The organism is Streptomyces lasiicapitis (genome assembly GCF_014646335.1).
Lineage (GTDB): Bacteria > Actinomycetota > Actinomycetes > Streptomycetales > Streptomycetaceae > Streptomyces > Streptomyces lasiicapitis.
In genome coordinates this window covers 279,056-300,671 of record NZ_BMNG01000013.1, presented here as the reverse complement: position 1 = coordinate 300,671, position 21,616 = coordinate 279,056, and the positions used below count along the sequence as shown (strand labels likewise).

Annotated in this window: 10 protein-coding genes; 1 reads left to right on the top strand and 9 read right to left on the bottom strand. The window is 73.3% G+C overall.

From position 1 onward, the window contains the following. Window positions 1-64: 64 nt before the first annotated feature. Both IEY91_RS28580 and IEY91_RS28575 read right to left on the bottom strand, forming a co-directional pair. Window positions 65-1,591: a hypothetical protein gene (locus IEY91_RS28580; protein ID WP_189176237.1), complete on the bottom strand. Its 1,527-nt coding sequence runs from the start codon at window positions 1,589-1,591 to the stop codon at window positions 65-67. Window positions 1,592-1,698: 107 nt separating this feature from the next. Further along, the gene (locus IEY91_RS28575) at window positions 1,699-5,253 is read right to left on the bottom strand and encodes a bifunctional glycosyltransferase/CDP-glycerol:glycerophosphate glycerophosphotransferase (protein ID WP_189176188.1); all 3,555 of its coding nucleotides are present in this window, start codon (window positions 5,251-5,253) and stop codon (window positions 1,699-1,701) included. Between the two features lie 225 nt (window positions 5,254-5,478). Here IEY91_RS28575 and IEY91_RS28570 point away from each other — a divergent pair, with 225 nt between their 5' ends. After that, a complete protein-coding gene (locus IEY91_RS28570) occupies window positions 5,479-7,578 on the top strand; it encodes a bifunctional glycosyltransferase/CDP-glycerol:glycerophosphate glycerophosphotransferase (RefSeq protein WP_189176187.1) in 2,100 nt (699 codons plus the stop codon). On the opposite strand, the gene IEY91_RS28565 is transcribed toward IEY91_RS28570, so the two are convergent. The 7 genes from IEY91_RS28565 to IEY91_RS28535 all read right to left on the bottom strand — a co-directional run bounded on the left by IEY91_RS28565 (window position 7,554) and on the right by IEY91_RS28535 (window position 21,348). Further along, complete coding sequence (locus IEY91_RS28565; RefSeq protein ID WP_189176186.1) at window positions 7,554-10,451, bottom strand: stealth family protein; 2,898 nt, start codon at window positions 10,449-10,451, stop codon at window positions 7,554-7,556. The genes IEY91_RS28570 and IEY91_RS28565 overlap by 25 nt on opposite strands. Beyond that, a complete protein-coding gene (locus IEY91_RS28560) occupies window positions 10,448-11,236 on the bottom strand; it encodes a hypothetical protein (protein WP_189176185.1) in 789 nt (262 codons plus the stop codon). The genes IEY91_RS28565 and IEY91_RS28560 overlap by 4 nt, the downstream gene beginning before the upstream one ends. A 392-nt stretch (window positions 11,237-11,628) precedes the next feature. Then, window positions 11,629-12,459, bottom strand: a complete 831-nt coding sequence (locus IEY91_RS28555; RefSeq protein WP_189176184.1) for a class I SAM-dependent methyltransferase — start codon at window positions 12,457-12,459, stop codon at window positions 11,629-11,631. Window positions 12,460-12,621: 162 nt separating this feature from the next. After that, on the bottom strand, window positions 12,622-13,536 hold the full coding sequence (locus IEY91_RS28550; RefSeq protein ID WP_189176183.1) for a carbohydrate ABC transporter permease: 915 nt from the start codon (window positions 13,534-13,536) through the stop codon (window positions 12,622-12,624). Then, window positions 13,533-14,915, bottom strand: a complete 1,383-nt coding sequence (locus IEY91_RS28545) for a carbohydrate ABC transporter permease (protein ID WP_189176182.1) — start codon at window positions 14,913-14,915, stop codon at window positions 13,533-13,535. Before IEY91_RS28545 ends, IEY91_RS28550 begins: the two co-directional genes overlap by 4 nt. Before the next feature lie 7 nt (window positions 14,916-14,922). Beyond that, entirely contained in the window at window positions 14,923-16,335 is a 1,413-nt protein-coding gene (locus IEY91_RS28540; protein ID WP_229697278.1) for an ABC transporter substrate-binding protein, read from the bottom strand. A gap of 930 nt (window positions 16,336-17,265) precedes the next feature. Next, complete coding sequence (locus tag IEY91_RS28535) at window positions 17,266-21,348, bottom strand: FHA domain-containing protein (protein ID WP_189176181.1); 4,083 nt, start codon at window positions 21,346-21,348, stop codon at window positions 17,266-17,268. Between the last annotated feature and the right edge of the window lie 268 nt (window positions 21,349-21,616).

Here is a 21,616-nt window from a genome sequence, read left to right as displayed (position 1 = left end):
AAATTTTAGGGCTTGCCAGGAATTATCCGATTAGGGGGCTTCGTCGCGCGGGCCTCGCGGGCTTTCACGAGGCGTGGGCGTGGGCGTGGGCGTGGCTGGCACCGGTGGCCCGGGGGCCCACCCGCGCGAGCACCTCCCCGGTCTGCGCGCTCCACGACACCACCACCGCCTCCGCGGGCAGCCGCTGGTACGGGGCGACGAGCAGCCAGCGCACGTGGTGGCGCTTCACCACGGCGGCGCGCGTGGCGGGCCTGGACAGCGGGTCGAGGTATTCGCGCACCTCGCGCAGCCGCCGGTTGCGTACGGACTCCTCCAGCGAGGCGTCCGGCCAGGCGGGCGCGACCAGGTTGACGCCGAACGCGGGCAGCGAGCGCATCGGGCGGTAGCCGTCGGTGAGGACCACGTCGCCGCGGTCCATGTGGGCGGCCGCCCACGCGTAGCTCGGCCAGCGCGGCGGCTGGTCGAAGCCGATGGGGTCGAGGGTGCGGGGGACGACGGCGCCCGCCTGGATCTGGAAGAAGCCGACGAACGCGCCGAGCGCGGTGGCTCCCGCGAGGGCGGCTCTGCGGTTGCCCCAGTTGCGGGGGGCGGTCAGTTCGATCGCCAGGGCGAACTGGAGGGGGACGAGGGTCAGGCCCAGGATGCGGCCGTACGTGTAGTGGCCGCTGAGCCAGCCGTAGCCGACGACCGCGCAGTCGAGGGCGAACATCAGGACCAGGGGGTCCTTGCGGTCCCTGCGCCAGCGTACGAAGAGGGCCGGGAGGCCGAGGGCCGCCAGCCAGAAGCGCTGGGGCATGTCCACGTAGAGCTGACGGTGGATCCAGTCGACGCTCTCGTCTCCGACGAGGTCCAGGGGGTTGAAGTACGGCCAGGTCGTGGCCACCGCGAGAGCGGCGAGCCCGGTGAGCGCCCAGCGCAGGGGCGTCCGGAAGCGGGGCAGCGCGAACGCGATCACGCCGATCACCGCCGCCACCGAAGTGATCGGGTGGATCAGGAGGATCAGGCCGCACAGCGCGCCCAGGCCCGCGTAGGGCCACACGCTCCGGGGCGTCCGCGCCAGCGAACCCGCCCAGGCCCACGCCCAGAACATCAGCGCGATGCCGAACGTCGACGGGTAGCCGAGGTTGCCCGTCATCGACATCAGGCCCAGGTAGCCGCTCCACCAGGCCATGCGGGTGCCCCAGAGCAGGACCATCGCGAACAGGGCGAGCACGGGGGCCCAGGGGCGGGGGGTGAGGACGCGGACGAAGCGGGCGATGCCGGTGAGCAGGACCAGGAGGTTCAGCGGGCCCGAGAGTTTGACGACCTGCCAGCCCGCGAGGCCCGTCGCCTTCGCGAGCAGCGCCTGCGCGACGGCGTACGGCGAGTAGTACGCGCTGCCGTCGCCGGGAAGGTCCGCCATCGGGTGCCGGGGGTGCAGCAGGTCGTCCCTGAGGCGTTCGACGACGGCCGCGTGCTGCCCGAAGTCGCAGCAGATCGGCACCCGCCAGTACGCGAGGGACATCAGCAGCCAGAACAGGCCGCCGAGGAGGAGATAGGGGCTGGGGTGCCATCGGATGCCGAAGCCGGTGGCGGTGGAGCCGAGCGCGATGCGGCGCGCCCGCGTGGTCCTGGGGCCGGTGGTCGGGGACTCGGTGGCCTGCGGTGCAGTCTCCGAAGCGTCCTGCGGCGCCGTCCCGGCAGCGGTCTGCGGCGCCGTCACCGCATCAGCCTGTCCGCGACCCGCGCCGCCGCCCGTCCGTCGTCGAGGTCGCAGTACGCCTCGCGGAACGCGGCGTACGCGTCGGCGTGCCGGGCCGCGACGGTGTCGAGGTCGCGCAGGGCGTCGACGACCTCCCCGGTGGAGGCGAGCAGCGGGCCGGGCGCGCGGTTCTCGAAGTCGAGGTAGAAGCCGCGCACGGTGTCGCGGTAGTGCGCGAGGTCGTACGCGTGGAAGAGCATCGGGCGGCCGGTGTGCGCGAAGTCGAACATCAGGGACGAGTAGTCGGTGATCAACACGTCGGCGACCAGGAGGAGTTCGGCGGTGCGCGGGTGGGCGGTGACATCGCGGACGAAGGGGGCGCGGGCGCCCGCGATGCGGCCGGACGTCAGCGGGTGCTTGCGCACGAGCAGGACGTGGTCGTCGCCGAGTACCTGCTCGGCGGCCCGCAGGTCCAGCGCGGGGTCGTAGCGGAACCGGCCCGCGCCGAAGCCGAGATGGTCGCGGTAGGTGGGCGCGTACAGCACGATCCGTTTGTCCGGGGCGAGGCCGAGCTCGCGCCGTACGCGTTCGGTGACCTTCTGGCGGTCGTCGGCGAACAGCACGTCGTTGCGCGGCGATCCGGCCTCAAGGACCTCGCCCTCGTAGGTGAGGGCGCGGCCCAGGTGCGGGGTCGCGAAGCGGTTGGGGGAGACCAGGACGTTCCACTGGGCGGCCAGGCGCGGCAGCAGGTCGAGGTGGCCGTGGTCGGCGTACAGGGTGTCGGTGAGGTCGGTGCCGATGCGCTTGAGGGGGGTGCCGTTCCAGGTCTGGACGACGGTCTGGCCCTCGCGGCGCTCGAAGAAGTCCGGCAGGTGTCCCGCGGTCACGACGCGGCGGCAGCGGGCGAGGGCCTCGTACCACTCGGCGCCGTGCTCCTCCACGCCGCGCGCGCCCGCGGGCACCCGCGTCTGCTGGTCGCGGGTGACCCACAGGTGCTCGACGTCGGTGCCGCGCCGCACCAGCTCCTCGTGGACGGCGCGCGGGGAGTCGCCGTCGAAGTACAGGACGGCGTCGCGCAGGTTCTTGGTGCGCTCGCGCGGATAGTGCTCCGTACGAAGACGGTGGCGCCGGTACGCGCCGCGCTCGGCCGGGCGCAGCACCGACCCGGCCTCGATCATCAGCCGGTCGCCGAAGCGCCGCGCGGCCACGAACTCCCGCCCCTGGATCATCTGGTGGTCCGGCAGCTCGGCCCCCGTCGACGCGAGGACCCGCACCGGCACCCCCGCCCCGCCGTGCCCCGCCTCGCGCAGGAACACGTACCACCGCCCCTCCCGCAGCGCCCCGCCCCCGGGCGCCACCACCGCCCGGAACCGCCCGCCGGACAGCTCGACCGGCACCGTCACCTCGTCGTCGCGGCCGCTGTGCCGGAGCACGAGCTCCGCCGACGGCCAGCTCGCCTCGGCCGCGCTGCCCTCGACGGCGAGGGTGTCGTCGGCGGTCCACGCGACGCGGTCCGCGACGGGGCGGCGGGTGAGCTCCACGACGAGCCCGCCGCGGTCGTCGGCGGTGGCGCACAGCTCCCGGCCCGGACCGGAGGCATAGCGGCCCGGCGGCAGGTCGAGCACGGCGGCCAGGGATGTCCTGGTGCCGTCGGCGAGTTCGAGGACGGCGTGCCAGCGGTCGCCGTGCGGCGGCTCGACCTGGGCGGGCGCGTGGTGCTCGGCGGGCGGCACTTCCTCCAGGTCGGCGAGGCGCACGCGGACCTCGAAGCGGTCGTCCGTGACGGTGACGGGGTAGCTGAACGAGGCCCCGGCGCCGGGGTGGGTGAGGCGCAGGGCCTTGGGGCGGACGGGCCCCGAGAGGGCGCCGGCACCGGTCCGTGGGTCGGCGCCAGTGCCAGTGCCAGTGCGGGGGCCGGTGCGGGCCCCCGCCCCCGCCCCCGTCAGCGTCCCCAGGAACACCACGTCCCCGCCGTCCCCCCGGTGCCCGTCCACCCGCGCCGCGTACTCCTGCACGCGCAGGACGAGGCGCCCCTTGCTGAAGCCGAGCACGAGCCGCACCCCGTCGCCCAGGTCGCGCACGAGGGACTGGGTGCGGGAGCCGTCCTGGGCGCGGACGGCGGCGCGGCGGATCGTGCGGTGGCCCCCGACGAGCACGCCGAGCAGCCAGTTGCCGGGCCGCCACTTGCCGCCCGTCTTCAACTGCTCCGGATCGAACGTCATCTCGAAGCCGGACAGGTCGTAGCAGTGCAGCCGCTGCCCGGAGCGCTCGGTGGCCTCGGGCGCGGGCACGGTCCGCGTCGGCACCCGCCGGAACCGGCCCCGGCTGTGCGCCGACTTGAGCAGCCCCGCCTTCACGGACTCCGCGGGCCGCGTCGCCTCCAGGTTGCGCACGTAGGCGTAGCCGCGGATCCGCAGCCGCCCGTAGGCGTCCCAGGTCGCCTCGCCGAGCCGGGCCACCGCGGGCAGTTCGCCGCGGCCGAGGCGGGTCAGCTCGCGCGGGATCCCGTCGACGCCGGGATGGTCGGCGTACCGCAGCACCGAGCCGCGCACGTCGAACGCCCCCTTGCCGCCCCGCCGTTCGTGGTCGAGCAGCTCGATCAGCTCACCGGTGCGCCGCTCGCGCACGAGGTGCCACTTCACGCGCAGGTCGACGGGGAGCTTCCGCAGGATCGCCGGGTCCGCGGTGCGCAGGAACTCGGCGGTGTCGGCGAGGAACGCCGCCCGGTACTCGGGCCCGCCCATCGGCAGGCCCTCCAGGAAGTACACGAAGTCGTCGCGCAGACAGGAGGCGTCGTACGTGGACTTCAGCTCGGGCGCGTGCTCGCCGAGGAAGGCGCTGACGTGCGCGCAGGCCGCGATGCGGTCGCGCACGCCCTTGACGTCGGTGCGCCGCCGCGTGATGGAGCCCTCGCGGACCCGCCAGTAGTAGACGTGGTCGCTGAGCACGTCCACGGAGGACGCCAGGAAGTGCGCGGGGATCATCACCGGCGTGTCCTCGTACAGCCTGCCCTCGGGGAAGAGGAAGCCGTGCCGGTCCCAGAAGGCGCGCCGGAACACCTTGTTCCAGGCCACGCGGTCGGCGAGCAGGGCGAGATCGCGGGAGATGTGGGTGCCGGTGCGCGACGCGGTGAGCCACTGGTACTGCCAGGCCTGGGAGCGGCCGCGCTCGGTCAGGCGCCACACGTTGCCGCTGGCGAAGTCGGAGCCGCTGGCGTCCAGACTCGCGATCATCCGGGCGTACGCGCCCTGCGGCACGATGTCGTCGCTGTCCACGAACGTGAGGTACTCGGCGGCCGGATTGGCGTGCCGCACACCGGTGTTGCGGGCCGCGCTCAGGCCCGCGTTGGGCTGGCGGACGTAGACGAAGCGGGGGTCGCGGGTGGCGAACTCGCGGGCGATGCGGGTGCTCGCGTCGGTGGAGCCGTCGTCGACGAGGACGGCTTCGAGGCCGCCGCCCTCGACTGTGCCCCCGCCTCCGCCCAGATCCTGCCGGGCGATCGACTCCAGGCACTCCTCCAGGAACTCCTCGACGTTGTAGATGGGCACGACGACGCTGAGTCGGGGCTGCACGGCGACCGGCCTTTCGTAGGAGTACGGGTGGTCGATACGCCCCGGTACGAGAGGTGACGCAACCCGACACGAGGGGCGCTACAACCCAGTACGGGCGTATTCACCCCTTTTTCCCGCTCCGATCAACTTCTTTACCGCCGCTCACCCCATCGAGTTTCGCGACCACCCCATCGAGTGAGGCGCGGTCTTCGACAGAGCGTGTAAGCGTGACTACGGTCGGTGTCCATGCCGCGCTTCTCAGTCGTCGTGCCCGCCCATCGTGTCCAGGGGTACCTGCGGGAATGCCTGGAATCCGTGCTCGACCAGTCCTTCGGCGACCTCGAACTGATCGTCGTCGACGACGCATCGCCGGACGCCTGCGCCGCGATCGCCGCGGAGTATGCGCAGCGTGACCTGCGCGTGCAACTCGTCCGGCGCAGCGAGCGGCGGGGCGTCGGCCCCGCCCGCGACGCCGGCGCCGCACGCGCCACCGGTGAGTGGCTGCTGTTCCTCGACGGCGACGACGTGCTCCTTCCGGGCGCCCTCGCGGCCCTGGACGCCGCGCTGACACCGGACGTCGACGTGCTCCTCTTCGGGCACGACCGCACCGACTGGTGGGAGACGGTGCGACGACCGGTCGGCGAGGACGTCACCGGCGACCCGCACGCCGTGACCGTCGCCGCCTGGAACCGCCTCTTCCGGCGGACCTTCTGGTCCGAGCGGGGACTCGCCTTCTCGCTGGGCGCGTACGAGGACGTGGTGCCCGTGCGCCGGGCGACCCTGCTGGCGGGGGAGCGGGTCGGCTCCCTCGACCGGGCGTGCGTGCGCTGGCGCGAGCGGCGCGGGGGCAGCTTCGCGAAGTCGCCGGGGCGGGAGCACTTCGCGGTCGTCGGGCGGTACGAGGAGCTGTTCGCCGAGGGCCCCGAGGTGACCGAGAAGCTCTTCCCGTACGCCGTGGACCACCTCCTCGCCGTCCTCGACGACCCCGGCCGGGTCGTCCCCGGCGACCGGTCCGCGTACTTCCGCGCGGCGGCGGCGATGCTGCGCGCCCACCGCCCCGCCGCGTACACGCCCATGACGGACCGTCAACGCGTCCTGCTCTCCGCCTCGTACGGCACCTACCGGGCGCTCTCCCGCGCGGGCGGCCGCATGAAGGCGCTGCGCACCGCCCTGGCCCGGCGCAAGAAGTCGGTGCGCGCCCGCGCCATGCGCGTCTCCTACCGCGCCGACCTGCGCCGCTCCCTCGACCCCCGCCTCGCCGTCTACGGCGCCTACTGGAACCGCGGCGTGAGCTGCAACCCGGCAGCCATCCACGCGAAGGCCCGCGAACTGGCCCCGCACATCCGGGGCGTCTGGGTCGTCGCCGGCCGCCACAAGCACCGCGTGCCGCCGGGCGTCGAGTACGTCATCGAGGGCTCACGCCGCTACTGGCAGGCCATGGCCCGCGCCACCTACCTGATCAACAACTCCTCCTTCCCCGGCGGCTTCACCAAACGCCCCGGCCAGGTCTACCTCCAGACCCACCACGGCACACCCCTGAAGAAGATGGGCCTCGACCAGCGCCGCTACCCCGCCGGCACGCACGGCATCAGCTTCCAGAAGGTCCTCGACCACACCGACCAGTGGGACTACAGCCTCTCCGCCAACCCGCACTCCACGGAGGTGTGGGAGCGCGTGTACCCGGCGGCGTACGAGGCACTGGAGGCGGGCTATCCGCGCAACGACGTGTACTTCACGACGAAGCCCGACGAACTGGCGCGGATTCGCGAGGAGTTGGGCATCGGTCTCGACCAGAAGGCCCTCCTCTACGCCCCCACGCACCGCGACTACCAGAAGGGCTTCCTGCCCCGCCTGGACCTGGAGCGCTTCGCCGCGGCGCTCGGCCCGTCGTACGTCGTCCTGGTCCGCGCCCACTACTTCTACGGCGCCGACGCGGGCCTCGCCGCACACCCCGGCCTGGTCGACGTCACCGGCCACGCGCGCGTGGAGGACCTCTGCCTGGCCGCCGACGCCCTCGTCACCGACTACTCGTCACTGATGTTCGACTACGCCTGCCTGGACCGCCCGATCATCACCTACGCCCCCGACTGGCAGGCCTACCGCCTCGCCCGCGGCACCTACTTCGACCTCCTGTCGGGCCGCCCCGGCGAGACCCCCGGCGCGCTCGCGACGTCCGAGGAGGAACTGATCGCCCTGTTCCGCGACGGCGACTGGGACACCCCGGAGACGACGGCACTGCGGGCCGCGTTCCGGGAGCGGTTCTGTCCGTACGACGACGGGGGCGCGGCGGAGCGGGTGGTGCGGAGGCTGTTCCTGGACGGTCACCCGGCGGCCGGCCGCTCGTAGGGCGAGCGCACCGGGAAGTACGCCGTCAGGAACGACCGCACCGCCAGGGCCGTTTCCTCGTCGGACATGCCGCTGTCGGGGGACTCGCCGATGCAGAAGGCCGTCTTGTTCCGTGACTGGAGGAGCTGGCCGAGGCGGGCGTGGTCGGCGCGGATGCCGATGTCCACGAAGTCGTACGAGATCGAGGCGGGCACCGCGCGGCCGGTGAGGTACGCGTAGTGCTGGTGCAGCGACGACAGCAGGGAGTGGTCGGTGCTGCCGCGGAAACGGCTGCGGGCGGTCGCCGCGAGCTCGTCCGCGTACCGCTCGGTGAGCTCTTCGAGGAGGGTGCGGCGCAGGGCGTACGGCACGTGGAAGAAGCAGTGTGTCGCGGTCCGGCCGAAGTCGCGGCGCAGCAGCTCGCGGTTGTTCTTCGCCGCCGCGAGGTAGCCCTCGTCCTCGGGGGATACGGGGAGCGCGGGCACGGACGCGGACGACCAGAAGAACTTGGGGAGGCCGGAGCCCAGGAAGAAGGTGTCCGGGGTCGTCGGGCGGCCCAGGAACATGTCGTCGTTGAAGTAGAGGAAGTGCTCCGACAGGCCCTCGATGCGGTGCAACTGGGTCTCGATGGCGTGAGAGTTGAAGGTCGGCAGGGCGGCGGGGTCGACGAACAGGTCGCGGTGGTCGACGACGGTCAGGCCCGGGTGGTCGCGGTCCAGCCAGTCGGGGACCTGCCCGGCGGTGACCAGGTACACGTGCCGCACCCACGGGGCGTACATCGCGAGGGAGCGCAGGGAGTAGCGGAGCTCGTCGCGGTTGCGGAAGCGGACCGTGCCGCTGTCGGGGGAGTGGTCGTCGGCTTCCCCGCCGAGTGATGCCGCTTGCGCGACGGCGCGGGCCGCCCGCCAGTCGGGGTCCGTGTCGTCGACCCACGTGTAGACGGCGTCGACGGGGAAGTCGACGTCGGTCATGAGGGGTTGGGTGAAGACGTCGAGGGTCGGGTACTCGCGGGCGCCTACGCGGAGGCGGGCGGTGGGGGCGAGGGAGGGGAGTTCGGCGCCGGCGAGGGTGCTGCCGAAGGGGGCGCGGCGGGGGGTCCGGCCGGGGGCCTTCCTCGACGGCGGGGGTGGCGTCGGGGCTTCCGCCGTGTCGGCCCCGCCCTCAACCGCCCCCGGCCAGAACCCCACCGTGCACGCCTGCTGCACCCCGTGCCGCAGCGAGAGCGTCGTCGTGGTCACCGGCTTGAACACCTTGACGCCCGCCAACTCGCCGATTCCGTCGAGCCGTTCGGCGAGCACCGCCCCCGGCGCCGCGTCCCGCGGGTTGACCAGCTCGGCGTAGACCGGCTCGCCGCGCAGGCTCTCCGCGAGGGCCTTGAGGGCGCGGTCGCGGTCGTCCTCGTCCACGGCGAGGGTGTGGGCCGTGCCGCCGGTGCGCACCAGGACGTACGGAATCTGCCGCGACTCCAGGGCGGCGGCGGTGAGTTCGAGGTTCCAGTCCGCCATGCGCGGTGCGAGCACGTCGTCGCGGCACTCGGCGAGGCGGCCGACCGAGCGGATCACGCGGCCGTCCGGGGCGGCGGCGATGATCTCGTCCTCGCGGGCGCGCTCGTCGGTGCTCGCGGCCGCGTTGAAGGTGTGCGGCGCCGTCGGGCGGAAGCCGCAGCCGCCCGAGGCCACGCCGAGCGCCACCCGGTCCGCGCGCCCTGCGAGCCGCTCGGGCCGGTCGCGCCCCGCCACGAGCCGGGTGTACAGCTCCTCCCACAGTGCCGTCACCCCGGCCGAGGAGAACCGCTCGTACACCCCCTCGCGGGCCGCCCGCGCGCAGCCCCGCCGCAGGTGGTCGTCGCCCATCAACTCGTCCATGGCGACGGCGAGTTCACCGATCTCGCCGGGTGGTACGAGCAGCCCGTCCACGCGGTGCCGGACGATCTCCGCCGGGCCCGTCAGGACGTCGTACGTGACCACGGGCACCCCGGCCGCGAGTGCCTCCAGGAGCACCAGCGGGAACGCCTCGTTGTGGCCCGCGGTCATCAGGGACAGGCCCGCCTTGGCCCATTCGGCGGCCATGTCCTGGCAGGGGCCGAGGAGTTCGACGCGGTCCTGGAGGCCGAAGGCGTCCACGAGGCGGCGCAGGCTCTGCTCGCGGTGGCCGCCGCCGAAGATCCGCAGGGTCCAGTCCGGGTGCGCGTCGGCGATCCGCGCGAACGCGCTGATGGCGTGGTCGACGCGCTTCTCGCCGGTCAGGCGCGCGGCCATCACGATGACCTTGCTCTCGCCGTCGGCTCGCGGCCGGAAGCCGTCGGGCACGGCGTTGGGGATCACGGCGAGCTCGGGCGCGGTCGCGCCCAGGGACTCCGCGATCCAGTCCCGCGTCCGCTCGGTGAGCGTGACCAGGGCGTCCAGGCGCGGCGCGTGCAGCAGCAGCGGCTCGCCGGAGCGGCCTCGGCGCTGGGTCGGGCGGTGCTCCTGGTGGACGGTCACCACGCGCGCCGGTACGAGGCCGACGGCGGCGGCGAGCAGCGCGGGCGTCGTCGTGACCAGGACGTCCGCGTCCAGCGTGGTCAGCGCCGCCGTCAGCTCCACGTCCGAGAGCCGGTCGAACGCCGACTCCCAGGCGGGGTCGACGAGTTCACTGGGCAGCGCGGCGAGCGTCCGGCACGCGGCCTCGTCGAGCGCGGACGCCCGCACCGGCCGCTCCGGCGTCACCGTGCGGTCGACCAGATAGCGCACGGGGACCTCGCGCGCCTGCGGGAAGAACGGCTCGGGCCGGGTGCGGAACACGGAGACGACCTCGACGTCGTGCCGCTCGGCGAGGTGCAGCGCCTGGGTGTACGTGGCCAGCTCGGTGCCGCCCATCTCGTCGCCCCAGCCCAGCAGATACGTGATCTTCATGAGGTCTCCTTCGTGATGTCCAGGCAGGTGACGGCGAAGGCGCCGGACGCGGTGAAGTGCGGGTGCGCGCGCACCAGGCGGCCCCCGGGCAGCGCGACGAGCCGGAACGGCGTGGGGAAGGCCGAGGGCAGATCGGCCACGTCGGTGAGCCTGCGCCCCAGCGGCAGCTCGCCCACGTGGAAGTCCCACACCCACTGTCCGGGACCGGCGCCGGACATGGCGTCCAGCGGCAGCGCGAAGCTGAACCCGTCGCCGTCCCAGGCGAGTTCCACCGGCGCGAGCACACCGTCACGGCGCCGCACGGCCCGCCCCGTCGGCCGTTCCCGGCCCGCCCGGCCCCGCTCCCCGGCCCCCGCGACCACCCTCCCGTACACCGTGATCCCGTCCCCGCGCGGCACGAACCGCACCACCTCCGCCCGCGGCCGCGACCGCGTGACCTGCACGGCCGCCCGCCCACTGCGACACCGCACGACCCGCATGAGGGTGCCCGTACGCGGGTTCGGCGCGTGCGGGGCGGTGGGCCCAGGCGCGGGCACGACCCCGCCGACAAGCCCGAGCCCCCACCGACGTACGCGCCCGTCGCCGCCGGTCGTCACAACGCTGAGCCGCCAGACGCCCTCGGTGAGACGAGGGTCCGCCGCACCCGGCGCGTCCCGCAGGGTGACCGTGGCCGTCAGCAGCGGCCCACCATCGGAGTCCCGCTCCACGACGAGCGGCACCCGGAACCGCCGGACCCCCCGGCTGATCACCAGCTCGGCACCCCGCACCCCCGGCTCGGGCGCCACAAGCGCGAGATTGAGCGTACGACTGTCCCGCAACGAAAGGTGTGCGGGCGGCGGCAGCAGGGCCCCCCGCCCCCCGCCCCGCCCGGCAACGGCCCGCTCCACCCGAAACCGCGTACTGCGGACGAGCACACCGAGACGACGAGAGCGGACGGCGCGAACGGCGCGGGGCGCCGGGTCAGGAAAGCGGTGCATTGCCCCACTTTGCCGCGATTAACCAGAAATTCATCGAAACGGCACGCCCTTGTCGGGCAGGGCGGAGCTGAAAGCCGGAGCTGGATGCTGGGGCCGGAGGCCCGCCCGGCGATGTTTTCAGCCCGTCCGGCGTTTGAGGACGAGGCCCGAAGGGCCGAAAAGCGGGGAAAGGGGCGCAGCCCCATAAAAGGCGAGCCGACTCAGCCCCGACGCCCAAGGAGCGAAGCAAGCCCCCGCCCCTTGGGCGACCGAACCACCGGCTGAGCCGGCTGCACAGCCTTCGCCCCGCTGATGCGAATCATCGGATGCCCAGCAACTTCCTCGGCCCCATGCCACATGTCCCCGCGCCCCGCGAGAAACACCCCCAACGCCTCACGAGCATCGTGATACGCCCCCCACGTCCCGTAGAACTTCGTGGCGGTGATGCACAACGGCTTGAGCCCAGTAGTGGCGACGGCGCCCCAAGTCGCGGCGGCAACACCAGGACAGTGCTCGGCACGGAAATCGTCGAGGACAACGACCCCGCCCGGCGTCAGCAACCTCCGCGCCGCGGCAATGTCGGCGTGCACATGCTCGAACAAATGCGAGGCGTCGATGTGCACGAAGCGGCAGCTCTCCGGACGTACGTGGGAGGTGATCCCGGAGGACGGCGCCTGCACGATCGCCGGAAGGCGCTCGTGGAAGGAGCGATAGTTGGCCTCGAAGGCACGCCGCGTGAGCGTCGCGTACGACCGGTTCATCTCCTTGGAGTTGGCGTCGTCGGGCGCGGGCGAGTCGAAGAGGTCGCAGACGGTGAAGGTCTCGCCGGGCCGCAGATAGCCGCCCATGAAGATCGCGCTCTTGCCGAGGTAGGCGCCGAGTTCGAGCAGGTCGCCCGGCTCCTCGCGGCTGAGCTGACGGCTGAGGAACCAGTCGAAGAGCACCTGGTCGGCGGGGTGGAACCAGCCCTTCACATCGGAGAGGCCGGTCGGGCGGGGCAGTTCATCCAATTCCTGGGCGGACGTCGGTACGGAAGCGGAGGCTTCGGGCATGTCAGGTCCTGGAGTCGGGGGCAGTGCGCCGCGATCGACCGTAGTGGCCGCGTTCCGCCGAACACCACACGCGGCACGACACGCCCCCGACCTCTTGGCCCCCGCAACCCTCGTACGTCACCCGCCCTTCACTTGCCGACCCCTGTCACCGGGCGGCGGACGTCACTTGACGGCGCCCGCCATGACCCCGGACACGAACTGACGCTGGAAGGCGAAGAACACCGCCAACGGGATGACCATGGAGATGAACGCGCCGGGCGCGAGGATCTGCACGTTGTCGCCGAAGAACCGCACCTGCTGCTGGAGCGCCACCGTGATCGGCGGGCTGCCCGCGTCGGCGAAGATCAGCGCGATCAGCATGTCGTTCCAGACCCACAGGAACTGGAAGATGCCGAGCGAGGCGATCGCGGGCGCGCCGAGCGGCATCACCACGCGCAGGAACAGCCGCAGCTCACCGGCGCCGTCGAGCCGCGCCGCCTCCAGGAGTTCGCGCGGGATCTCCGCGAAGAAGTTCCGCAGGAGGAAGATCGCGAACGGCAGGCCGAAGGCAGTGTGGAAGAGCACCACGCCCGTCGTCGACTCGAAGATCCCGATCTCGCCGAACAGCTTGGCGACCGGCAGCAGCGCCACCTGCACCGGCACCACGAGCAGTCCCACCACGCCCAGGAACCACCAGTCGCGGCCCGGGAACTCCATCCACGCGAACGCGTACCCCGCGAGCGAGCCGATCACCACGACGAGCAGCGTCGCCGGGACGGTGATCGACACACTGGTCAGGATCGAGTCGGTGATCGTCTCGTCCTTGAGCAGGCTGGAGTAGTTCTCGAAGGTCAGCTGCGAGGGCTTGCTGAAGACCTTCCACCAGCCGCTCTCGCTCATGTCCGCCGACGTACGCAGCGAACCGAGCATCAGGCCGAGCGTCGGCACCAGCCAGAACAGACCGATCACGACCAGGAAGACCCGCAGCGCGCTGCCGCTGACGATCGCGGCGATCCGGCCGCCGAGGGACTGCTTGGCCTTCACGACCGTGACCCGCTGCGCGGGCGGCTTCCGGCTCGTCTCACCCTGGGTGCTCATCGCCGCCCCTCCCGCCGCATCCTGCGCATGTTGAACAGCATCACTGGAATCACCAGCAGGAAGAGCAGCACCGCGATGGCGCTGGCCACGCCCGCGTCGCGGTCTCCGAAGGCCGAGTTGTAGAGCTGCACCGCGAGGACGTTCGCCTCGTCCTTCGAGGAACCCGGCGGGATCACGAAGACCAGGTCGAAGATCTTCAGTACGTTGATCATGAGCGTGACCACGACGACCGCGAGGACCGGCGCGAGCAGCGGCACCGTCACACGACGGAACACCTGCCACTCGTTGGCCCCGTCCACGCGCGCCGCCTCCAGGAGCTCGCGCGGCACGCTCGCGAGCCCCGCCGCGATCAGGACCATCGCGAACCCGGCCCACATCCAGATGTAGCTGCCGATGATGGCGGGCGTGATCAGGGACGGGCCGAGCCAGTCCACGCCGTTGTACGGCTCGCGGAAGTTCGATGCGGGATAGCGGAGTTGGGCCCCGTCGGCCTCCTTGGGCAGGCTGAACGTGCCGTCGGACGCGGCCTTCGTCGAGGCCACCACCTTGCCGTCCTTGACCGCCTCGATCTTGATGCCGGGGTAGCCGAACTCGGCGGCGTCGGGGGCGTTCACCTTGCCGCGGCCCTTGCCGCGCGTGAAGTCCTGCCAGGCCGTGCCGGTGACCTTGCCCGGGTCGGCCTGCGCCGGCTTCGCCGACTCGGCGTCGTCGGGCATCTGGCCCGGCGGCACACCGGTCAGCGGCAGCGCCACCGGCTCACCGGCCCTGACCGGGTCCTTGGTGATGAACGCGCCGCCGCCCGCGCCCTTCAGCGGGGAACGCGCGCCGGGGTGGCCCTGCGGGAAGCCGGACGACTCGGCGAACGTGTCGTGCACGCCCACCCACATCGCGTTGGCGACACCGCGGTCGGGGTCCGACTCGTACACGAGGCGGAAGATGATGCCCGCCGCCAGCATCGAGATCACCATCGGCATGAAGACGATGAGCTTGAACGCCGTGCCCCAGCGCACCCGTTCGGTGAGGACCGCGAAGATCAGGCCGAGCGCGGTCGTCAGTGCCGGGGCCGCCACCAGCCAGATCGCGTTGTTCTTGATGGCGGTACGGATCCCGTCATCGGAGAACATCGTCTCGTAGTTGTCGAAGCCGGCGAAGTCGCCCGCCGTGTCGAAGAAGCTGCGGCCGACCGAGTAGCCGATCGGATAGAGCACGAGCGCGCCGAGCAGGACGAGCGCGGGCAGCAGGAACAGTGCCGCGATCGTCTTGCGGGTCCCGGTGACGCTCCTGCGGGGACCGGCCCGGTGCGGGCCGGACGTGGGGGTGTGCGGCGTCGACTGGGCCGGGGGCACCGCCGCGGTGCCCCCGGCATCAGGGGTCGTCATCGCCCCGTCAGCTCTTCTTGTACGCCTTGGCCGCCGCGTCCTCCAGCGTCTGCTGGGTGCCCGCGACGTTCTTCGGGTTCTTCAGGAAGTCCTGCAGCGCCTTCCACTCGCCCTTGCCGGGCGTGCCGCCGAAGGACTGCGGGGCCTGGTCCGACATGTCGAAGCGGATGTCGTCGCCCGCCTTGATCAGGGCGTCGGCGATGCCGCGCTGCACGTCGTTGGGGTACGCCTTCAGGTCCAGGCTCTTGTTCGGCGACACGAAACCGCCCGCCTTCGCCCAGATCTCGGCGGCGTCGGGGGAGGCCAGGAAGGTCAGCAGGGCCTGCGCGCCCTTGCTGTCCTTCAGCGCGACGGCGGCGTCACCGCCGACGACGGCCGGGGACTCGGCCCCGACGGCCGGGAACGGGAACACCTTCGCGTCCGTACCCACCTTCGCCTTGGTCTCCGCGATGGCCAGCGACACCATGTCGCCCTCGAAGACCATGCCCGCCTTCGGCTGGTCGCCGCCGGTGAACGTCTGCTTCACGGACGCGGGGAACTCCGTCTGCAGCGCGCCGCTCGCCCCGCCCGCGATGAACCCCTTCTTGCCGAACAGGTCCCCGAGCGTCGTCAGGGCCGCCTTGACCGACGGGTCCGTCCACTTGATCTTGTGCTGGGCGAGCTGGTCGTACTTCTCGGGACCGGCCTGCGAGAGGTAGATGTTCTCGAACCAGTCGGTGAGGGTCCACGCCTCCGCGCCGCCCACCGACACCGGCGTGACGCCCGAGTCGTACACGGTCTGCGCGGTCTTCATGAACTCCTTCCAGGTCTTGGGCTCCTGGACGCCTGCGTTCTCGAAAACCTTGGTGTTGTACCAGATCAGCGACTTGTTGGCCGCCTTGAAGTACACCCCGTACTGCTTGCCGTCCACCGCCCCCAGGTCCTTCCACCCCTGGGCGTAATTCTTGTCGAGCTGCTTCTGCGCTTCCGCCCCGACCGGCTTGGCCCACTTGTTGGCCACGGCCTGCTCGATCGCGCCGACCTGCGGCAGCATCGCGACGTCCGGCGGCTGCCCGCCCGCGACCTTCGACTCCAGGAAGCTGATGATGGGGTCCTGAGCCGGTACGAACGCCACCTCCGCCCCCGTCCGCTTCTCGAACTCGTCGAGGACCTGGAGGAACACCTTCCGCTCGGCGCCGCCCCACACCGCGGCGACGGACACCTTCTCGCCGTTCAGCTTGGGCAGTTGCACGGTGGCCGCGCTCTCCTTGCCGCCACCGCCTGCCTTGTCGTCATCCTTGTCCTTGTCGTCGCCCCCGCACGCTGTGAGCCCCAGCGCGAGGGCGCCGACGGCGGCGGAGGCGACTATCTTGGCGGCCGCCCCACGCGTGCGACGAGCGCGACGTGTGTTCGGTGTGCGTGTACGAAGAGTGCTGCGCATCACTGCCCCGTTCTCTTCTTCCGGCTGGTCCCGTGCGGTCTGTCTACGCCCGCGCGGTCAGGGGCGGCAAGATGGTCAACGGCGTCAAGTCAGCGATCGTGATGCCGTTGTGACGTGCAGTCACCTGGCGTGGGCGCCTATTGAACGGGGCCTTTGGGCGGGGGTGGACGTGTGTGTCCCGCGGGGCTTGGGCCCGTGTGCGGCTGCACCCGTGCGGCTGGGCGGGTGTGCGCCTGTGCCGCTGTGCGCCTGTGCCCTTGTGCCGCTGTGTCCCTGTGCCGCTGTGCGCCTTGCGTCCCCGCCGCTGCGCGGGCGGGGTGTCCCACCCGCCCGCCCGTGACCGTGGCACGCGACTTGCCCGCCGCGGGGGGGGGGTCGGGTGCGCCTTGGGTTCGCGGCGCTGTGCGGGGGCTTCTCCCGCCCGCCTGCCTGTGGTTGTGGGGTGCGGGTTGCCCGCCACGGGCGGTGGTCTGTTGGCTGCGCCTTGCGTTCGCGCCGCTGCGCGGCGGCTTCTCCCACCCGCCCGCCCGTCACTGTGGGGCGCGGCTCGCCCGCCACGGCGGTGGTTTGTCGGGTGCGGGGGCGCTGCTCCCCGCTGTGGGCAGCTGTGCTGGCGGTCACCTCCGGCCCCCTCCCCGCTCTGGGCAGCCGGGTTGGTGGTCACCTGCAAGCCTGCCCGTTCCCGTTGTGGGCAGCTGCGCCGCCAGGGGCGACTCCCGACCCTAAAGGCAGCCCAAGCCGACGGGCGGTTATGGACGGCGGTGACGTGGGTTGCAGGCGCCCGCTGGTCCTGGTCCCCGCTGTACGGCAGCGCGGCTGGCGGTCACCTTCGGGCCTGCCCGTCCCTGCTGTGGGCAGCTGGGCATCCCAGGCCGACGGGACCGTTACGGGCGGCGTTCGCGCGGCGTGCGGCGGCTGCCCCGGCCGGGGTCACAGCAGGGACGGCACCCGGTCGGCGGAGACAGAGCGCGCCGCCCGGTCCAGTGCGCTGGCCAGCAGGGCGAGGTCCGTCGGGCCATTGCCCAGCTCCCGCACAGGCCTCCGCGCCGGCGGATCCCCCATCCGCTCCCACTCCAGCGGCACCACCGTCGGCCGCAACGTCGCGGTACGCGGAATCCTCCCCGTGACACGCCCGCCCTGGAAGGCGGCCACCCGCCCGTCGACACCCCTCAACACACCCCGCCCCGGAGCCGGATCCTCCGCCCCCGACCCCACCGCGTCCAACGCGACCAGCAGCCCGGTCCGCCGCCCCACCTCCGAAGCCCCGGCCCGTTCACTCCGCGCCGCCACCACCAGGTGCACCCCGAGCCGCTCCCCGTCCCGAGCCACCGCCTCCAGCGCACGCACCACGGACCCGGCCGCCGGCCGACCCGGCGACCCGAGCGCGGGCGCGAGCAATGCGTCGAAGTCGTCCACGAGCACGACCATCCGCGCGAGCGCGGGCCCCGGCTCGACCCGCCCGGCCCCGACGGGCCGCAACCGCAACGTCGCACTCGTCTGCGTCTCAAGTTCCGTGCCGGGAGGGGCGGTTGGGGTTGAGGTCGGGTCAGCCGGACCGCCCCCCGAGCGCCCCGAACCCTCCGCGCCCTGCACGCCCCCTGCGCCCGCACAGGCCCCCGCGTCCGGGGCAGCCCCCGCACGACCGGAAGCACCACCCCCACCCCCGGCGGAAACCACGCCCCCGCCCTCGACGGAAGCCGCAGAGCCACCCCCGGCGGAAGCCGTACCTCCACCCCTGCCGGAAGCCGCAGAGCCACCTCCCGTGGAGGCCATACCCTCGCCCCCGGCGGAGGCCACGGAGCCACCCCCGGCGGAAGCCACGCCCCCACGCCCGCCGGAACCCACAGAGCCACCCCCAGCAGAACCCGCCGAAACGCCCTCGGCAGAACCCGCAGAACCCGCAGAACCCGCAGAACCCGCAGACCCCGCCGAACCACCCCCACCCACCCCAGACCGCTGAGCCACCATCCGCCCAGAAACCTCCCGCCCCCTGTGCCACTCGGCAAACCCCACCCGCCCGAGCAACTCCGCCCGCCGCTTCAGCTCCGCCGACAGCGACTGGGCGAACTCCCGCATCCGGACAGGGTCGTTGGCGGCCAGGTGAGTCGTGACGTGAGGCAGCTCCGTACAGGCCCGCAACCCGTCCCCCGACCGCTCCCCGGCCCCGGCAACCGCACCTGCCCCGCCACCGACCCCGGAACCCGCGCCCCCGCCCGTCCCGCCGTCCCGCCCGTCGATCAGCACGATCCCGAGCCGGTCCGGCCGCTCCGCCGCCGCGAGGGACGCCGCGACCGACCGCAGCAACTCCGTACGCCCGCTCCCCGAAGGGCCCTCCACCAGCAGATGCGGCCCGTCCGCCACGAGGTCCACGACGACAGGCCCGCGCGCGCCCGCGCCGAGGACCGCCCAGGCCCGCCCGCCCAGCGCCTGGGCGTCGTCCGCGGCGGCAGCCCACCGCGCCATCAGCGACGCGGGCGTGGCCCGCGCAAGCCCCAACTCGTCCAGAAGCCGCGCCGCTTGGGGCAACGGAGCCGCCACGCGCGCGTGCCCGCCGCCCACCGCGTCGGGCCGCAACGGCGCCAGCGCCCGCGCGAACCGCTGCGCCCACGCCGCCGACACCGCGTCCACCACCGCGACCGTGCCGTGCCCCGCGGGCCGCCCGTCCGCCGTGCGCAGCACCCGCAGCGCCGTCGCCACGTCCCCGCTGAGCAGCGCCGCCGCCCCGCACGCGCGGAACGCGGGCGACACCTCGCACGCCGCCTCGTACGTGTCCGTCACCGGCGAGGAGGGCGAGGCCGCCGCCGTCTCGGCCAGGCACACCACATGGATCCCGGCCCGCGCCCCCTCGCGCGCGAGCCGCATGGCCGCCTCCCGCAGCCCGGCCGAGCCGGGGTCGCCGTCCACGACCACCACCGTCCGCGGCCCGTCCGTCGCCACGCCCTCGGCGGAGCCGTCCAACTGCCCTACGGAGAAGCCCTGTTCACCGGACTCCGGCTCGTCCAGACGGCGCAACAGCTCACCCGCGCGGGCCGCCGCCTGGTCCCTGTCGTAGGCGAGCAGCAGCCGGCAGTCCTGCCCGTGGCCCGGCCGCACATGCGGCAGCCAGCCCAGCCAGGACCACTCGTCGGCCCGCTCCCGCGGCGTACGCGTACGGTCCGTGCTGATCAGGACGATCTCCAGCGCGGCCGGCGAGTGCAGCGCCGCCAACTGCGCGAGCACCGACCTGGCAAGCCCCGCGAGCCGTTCGCGCGGCCCGGCGAGCCCGAGCGACCCCGCCTCCCGCAGGCTCACCGTCACGGGCACGGCGGGCAGCAGCCCGGACGCGTCCGGAGCGGCCCGGTCCACCGTGCCGAGCCGCACGGCCAGCGCCTCCGGGTGCCCGGGGTCGCGCTCCCAGAGCCGCGTCCCCGGCCCGAGCGCCGTCAGGAGCAGCGCCGCCGCGTCGGGCCACGCCTCGGGCACACGCGCCCCCGCGTCACCCGCGCCCTCGCCCGGCGCTCCGGGCCGTCCCCCTTCGTACGTCTCGTACGCCTCGACGTCCCGGGGTCCGTCGTACGTCTCGTCGTACGCGGCGTGCTCCCGCTCCGTCTCCTCGCTCCGCCCACCGGCCAGCCGCCGCGCCCACGCGGAGAGCCCACCGCGTTTGCGCACCCCACGCGGCACGGCCGTACCCCGAGGCGGCGTCCCCACCCGATGCCGCTCCTGCTCGGGCACACCACCCTGCGCGGGCACGACGGGAGCTTCGGGGGAGTGCGGGGCGTGCGGGTCTTGTGGGTCCCGCGGGGCATGCTGGGCCTGCGAGGCGTGTGAGGCCTGAGGCGCGTGCTGGGCTTGTGAGTCCTGCGGAGCCTGTGCGGCGTACGGGGAGTACGACTCCTGTGGGGCTTGCGAGGCTCGTACGGCTGGTGTGGCCCCCGAGGCTCCGGGGGCTGCAGGAGCCGCCGGGCCCACCGGGGCATCCGGCGCTCCCGGGACCGCTGCGGCCGCGGAAGCCTGCGGGACGCCACCCGGACCCGCTGAAGCAGCGGAGCCTCCCTGGCCTCCCTGGCCTCCCTGGTCCCCTTGCCCTCCCGAACGCCCGGACCCGTCGGGCCCCACACCACTGCCCCCCGCCGAACCCCAGTCCGCCGAGCCGTACGAGTGCTGCGTCGCGCTGCCCAGGGCCTGCTGGAACCCCTGTCCCGGGGCCGCCGGAGCGCCCGAAGTGTCGAGACCGCCGCCCCCGCCAGGGGTACCGGCACCGTCCGGTGCACCCGGACCGCCGAAACCCCCCGACCTCTCGGCCGCCCCGGAACCCCCCACCCGAGGCCCGGGCACATCCCCCACCCGCACCCCGGCCTCCGCACCGGCCGAGGCCCCGGCGACCCGCACCCGGACATGCCCCTCCCCGTCGGGAGCGCTGGGCAGCGGCGCCACCTCCGCACCGGCGCCCGTGGTGAGGCGGAGCACCGACTCACCGATGCGCAGCAGCGAGCCGGAGGCGAGGCGGACGGGGCGGGCGGACACCGTGCGGCCGTCGACCGTCGTGCCGTTCGTGGAGCCGAGGTCCGTGACCGTGACGCGGCCGTCCGGGTCGAGGGTGACGGCGCAGTGCAGCCGGGACACGTCCGGGTCGTCCAGGGGCACGTCGGCCGACGCGGAGCGGCCGACGCGGATCTGGCCGCCGTGCAGCAGGTGCACACCGCCCGCGTCGGGCCCGGCGACCACGTGCAGCCGGGTGGCGGCGTCGGCCAGCTCGGGGCCGGGCTCGGCGGGGGTGCCGACGGACAGCACGGCGCCGTCGACCAGGGGCGGCTCGCCGAGCGTGCAGCGCTGGAGGTCGAGGCGGTCGGACTGCGCGTACAAAACCGTGGGCCCGTCGCCCGCGGCGACGGACGCGGCCAGGCCGGAGGCGACCGCGGCGAGCGCGGTCCCGGCGGGGGCGGTGACCAGCACGTCGCAGGCCGCCGCGGGGCGTCCCCCCGGCTCGGTCTGGCCGCCACGCGGCCCGAGGACGGTCAGCCGGATCTGCATCGCCGTCAGCGGTCCCTTCTGCGCTGGGCGCCCGGCACGGGGACTCGCGCTGTGATTCCCCCCACCGCACACGGGCACGTCGGCCAGTACGGAAAGCATCCTCGCACCTGCCACTGACAACACGCCCGCCCCCCACCCGTAAGTGATCTTGATTGGTCGGCTCTGCTCGGAAAAGTGCCCGCAAAGTGCCTGCGAAGTGCCTGCTCGGACCGATGTGGACGGTCATGGCCACGCGAGCCCGGCCGGAGACCGGGACCAAAGTCCGTTT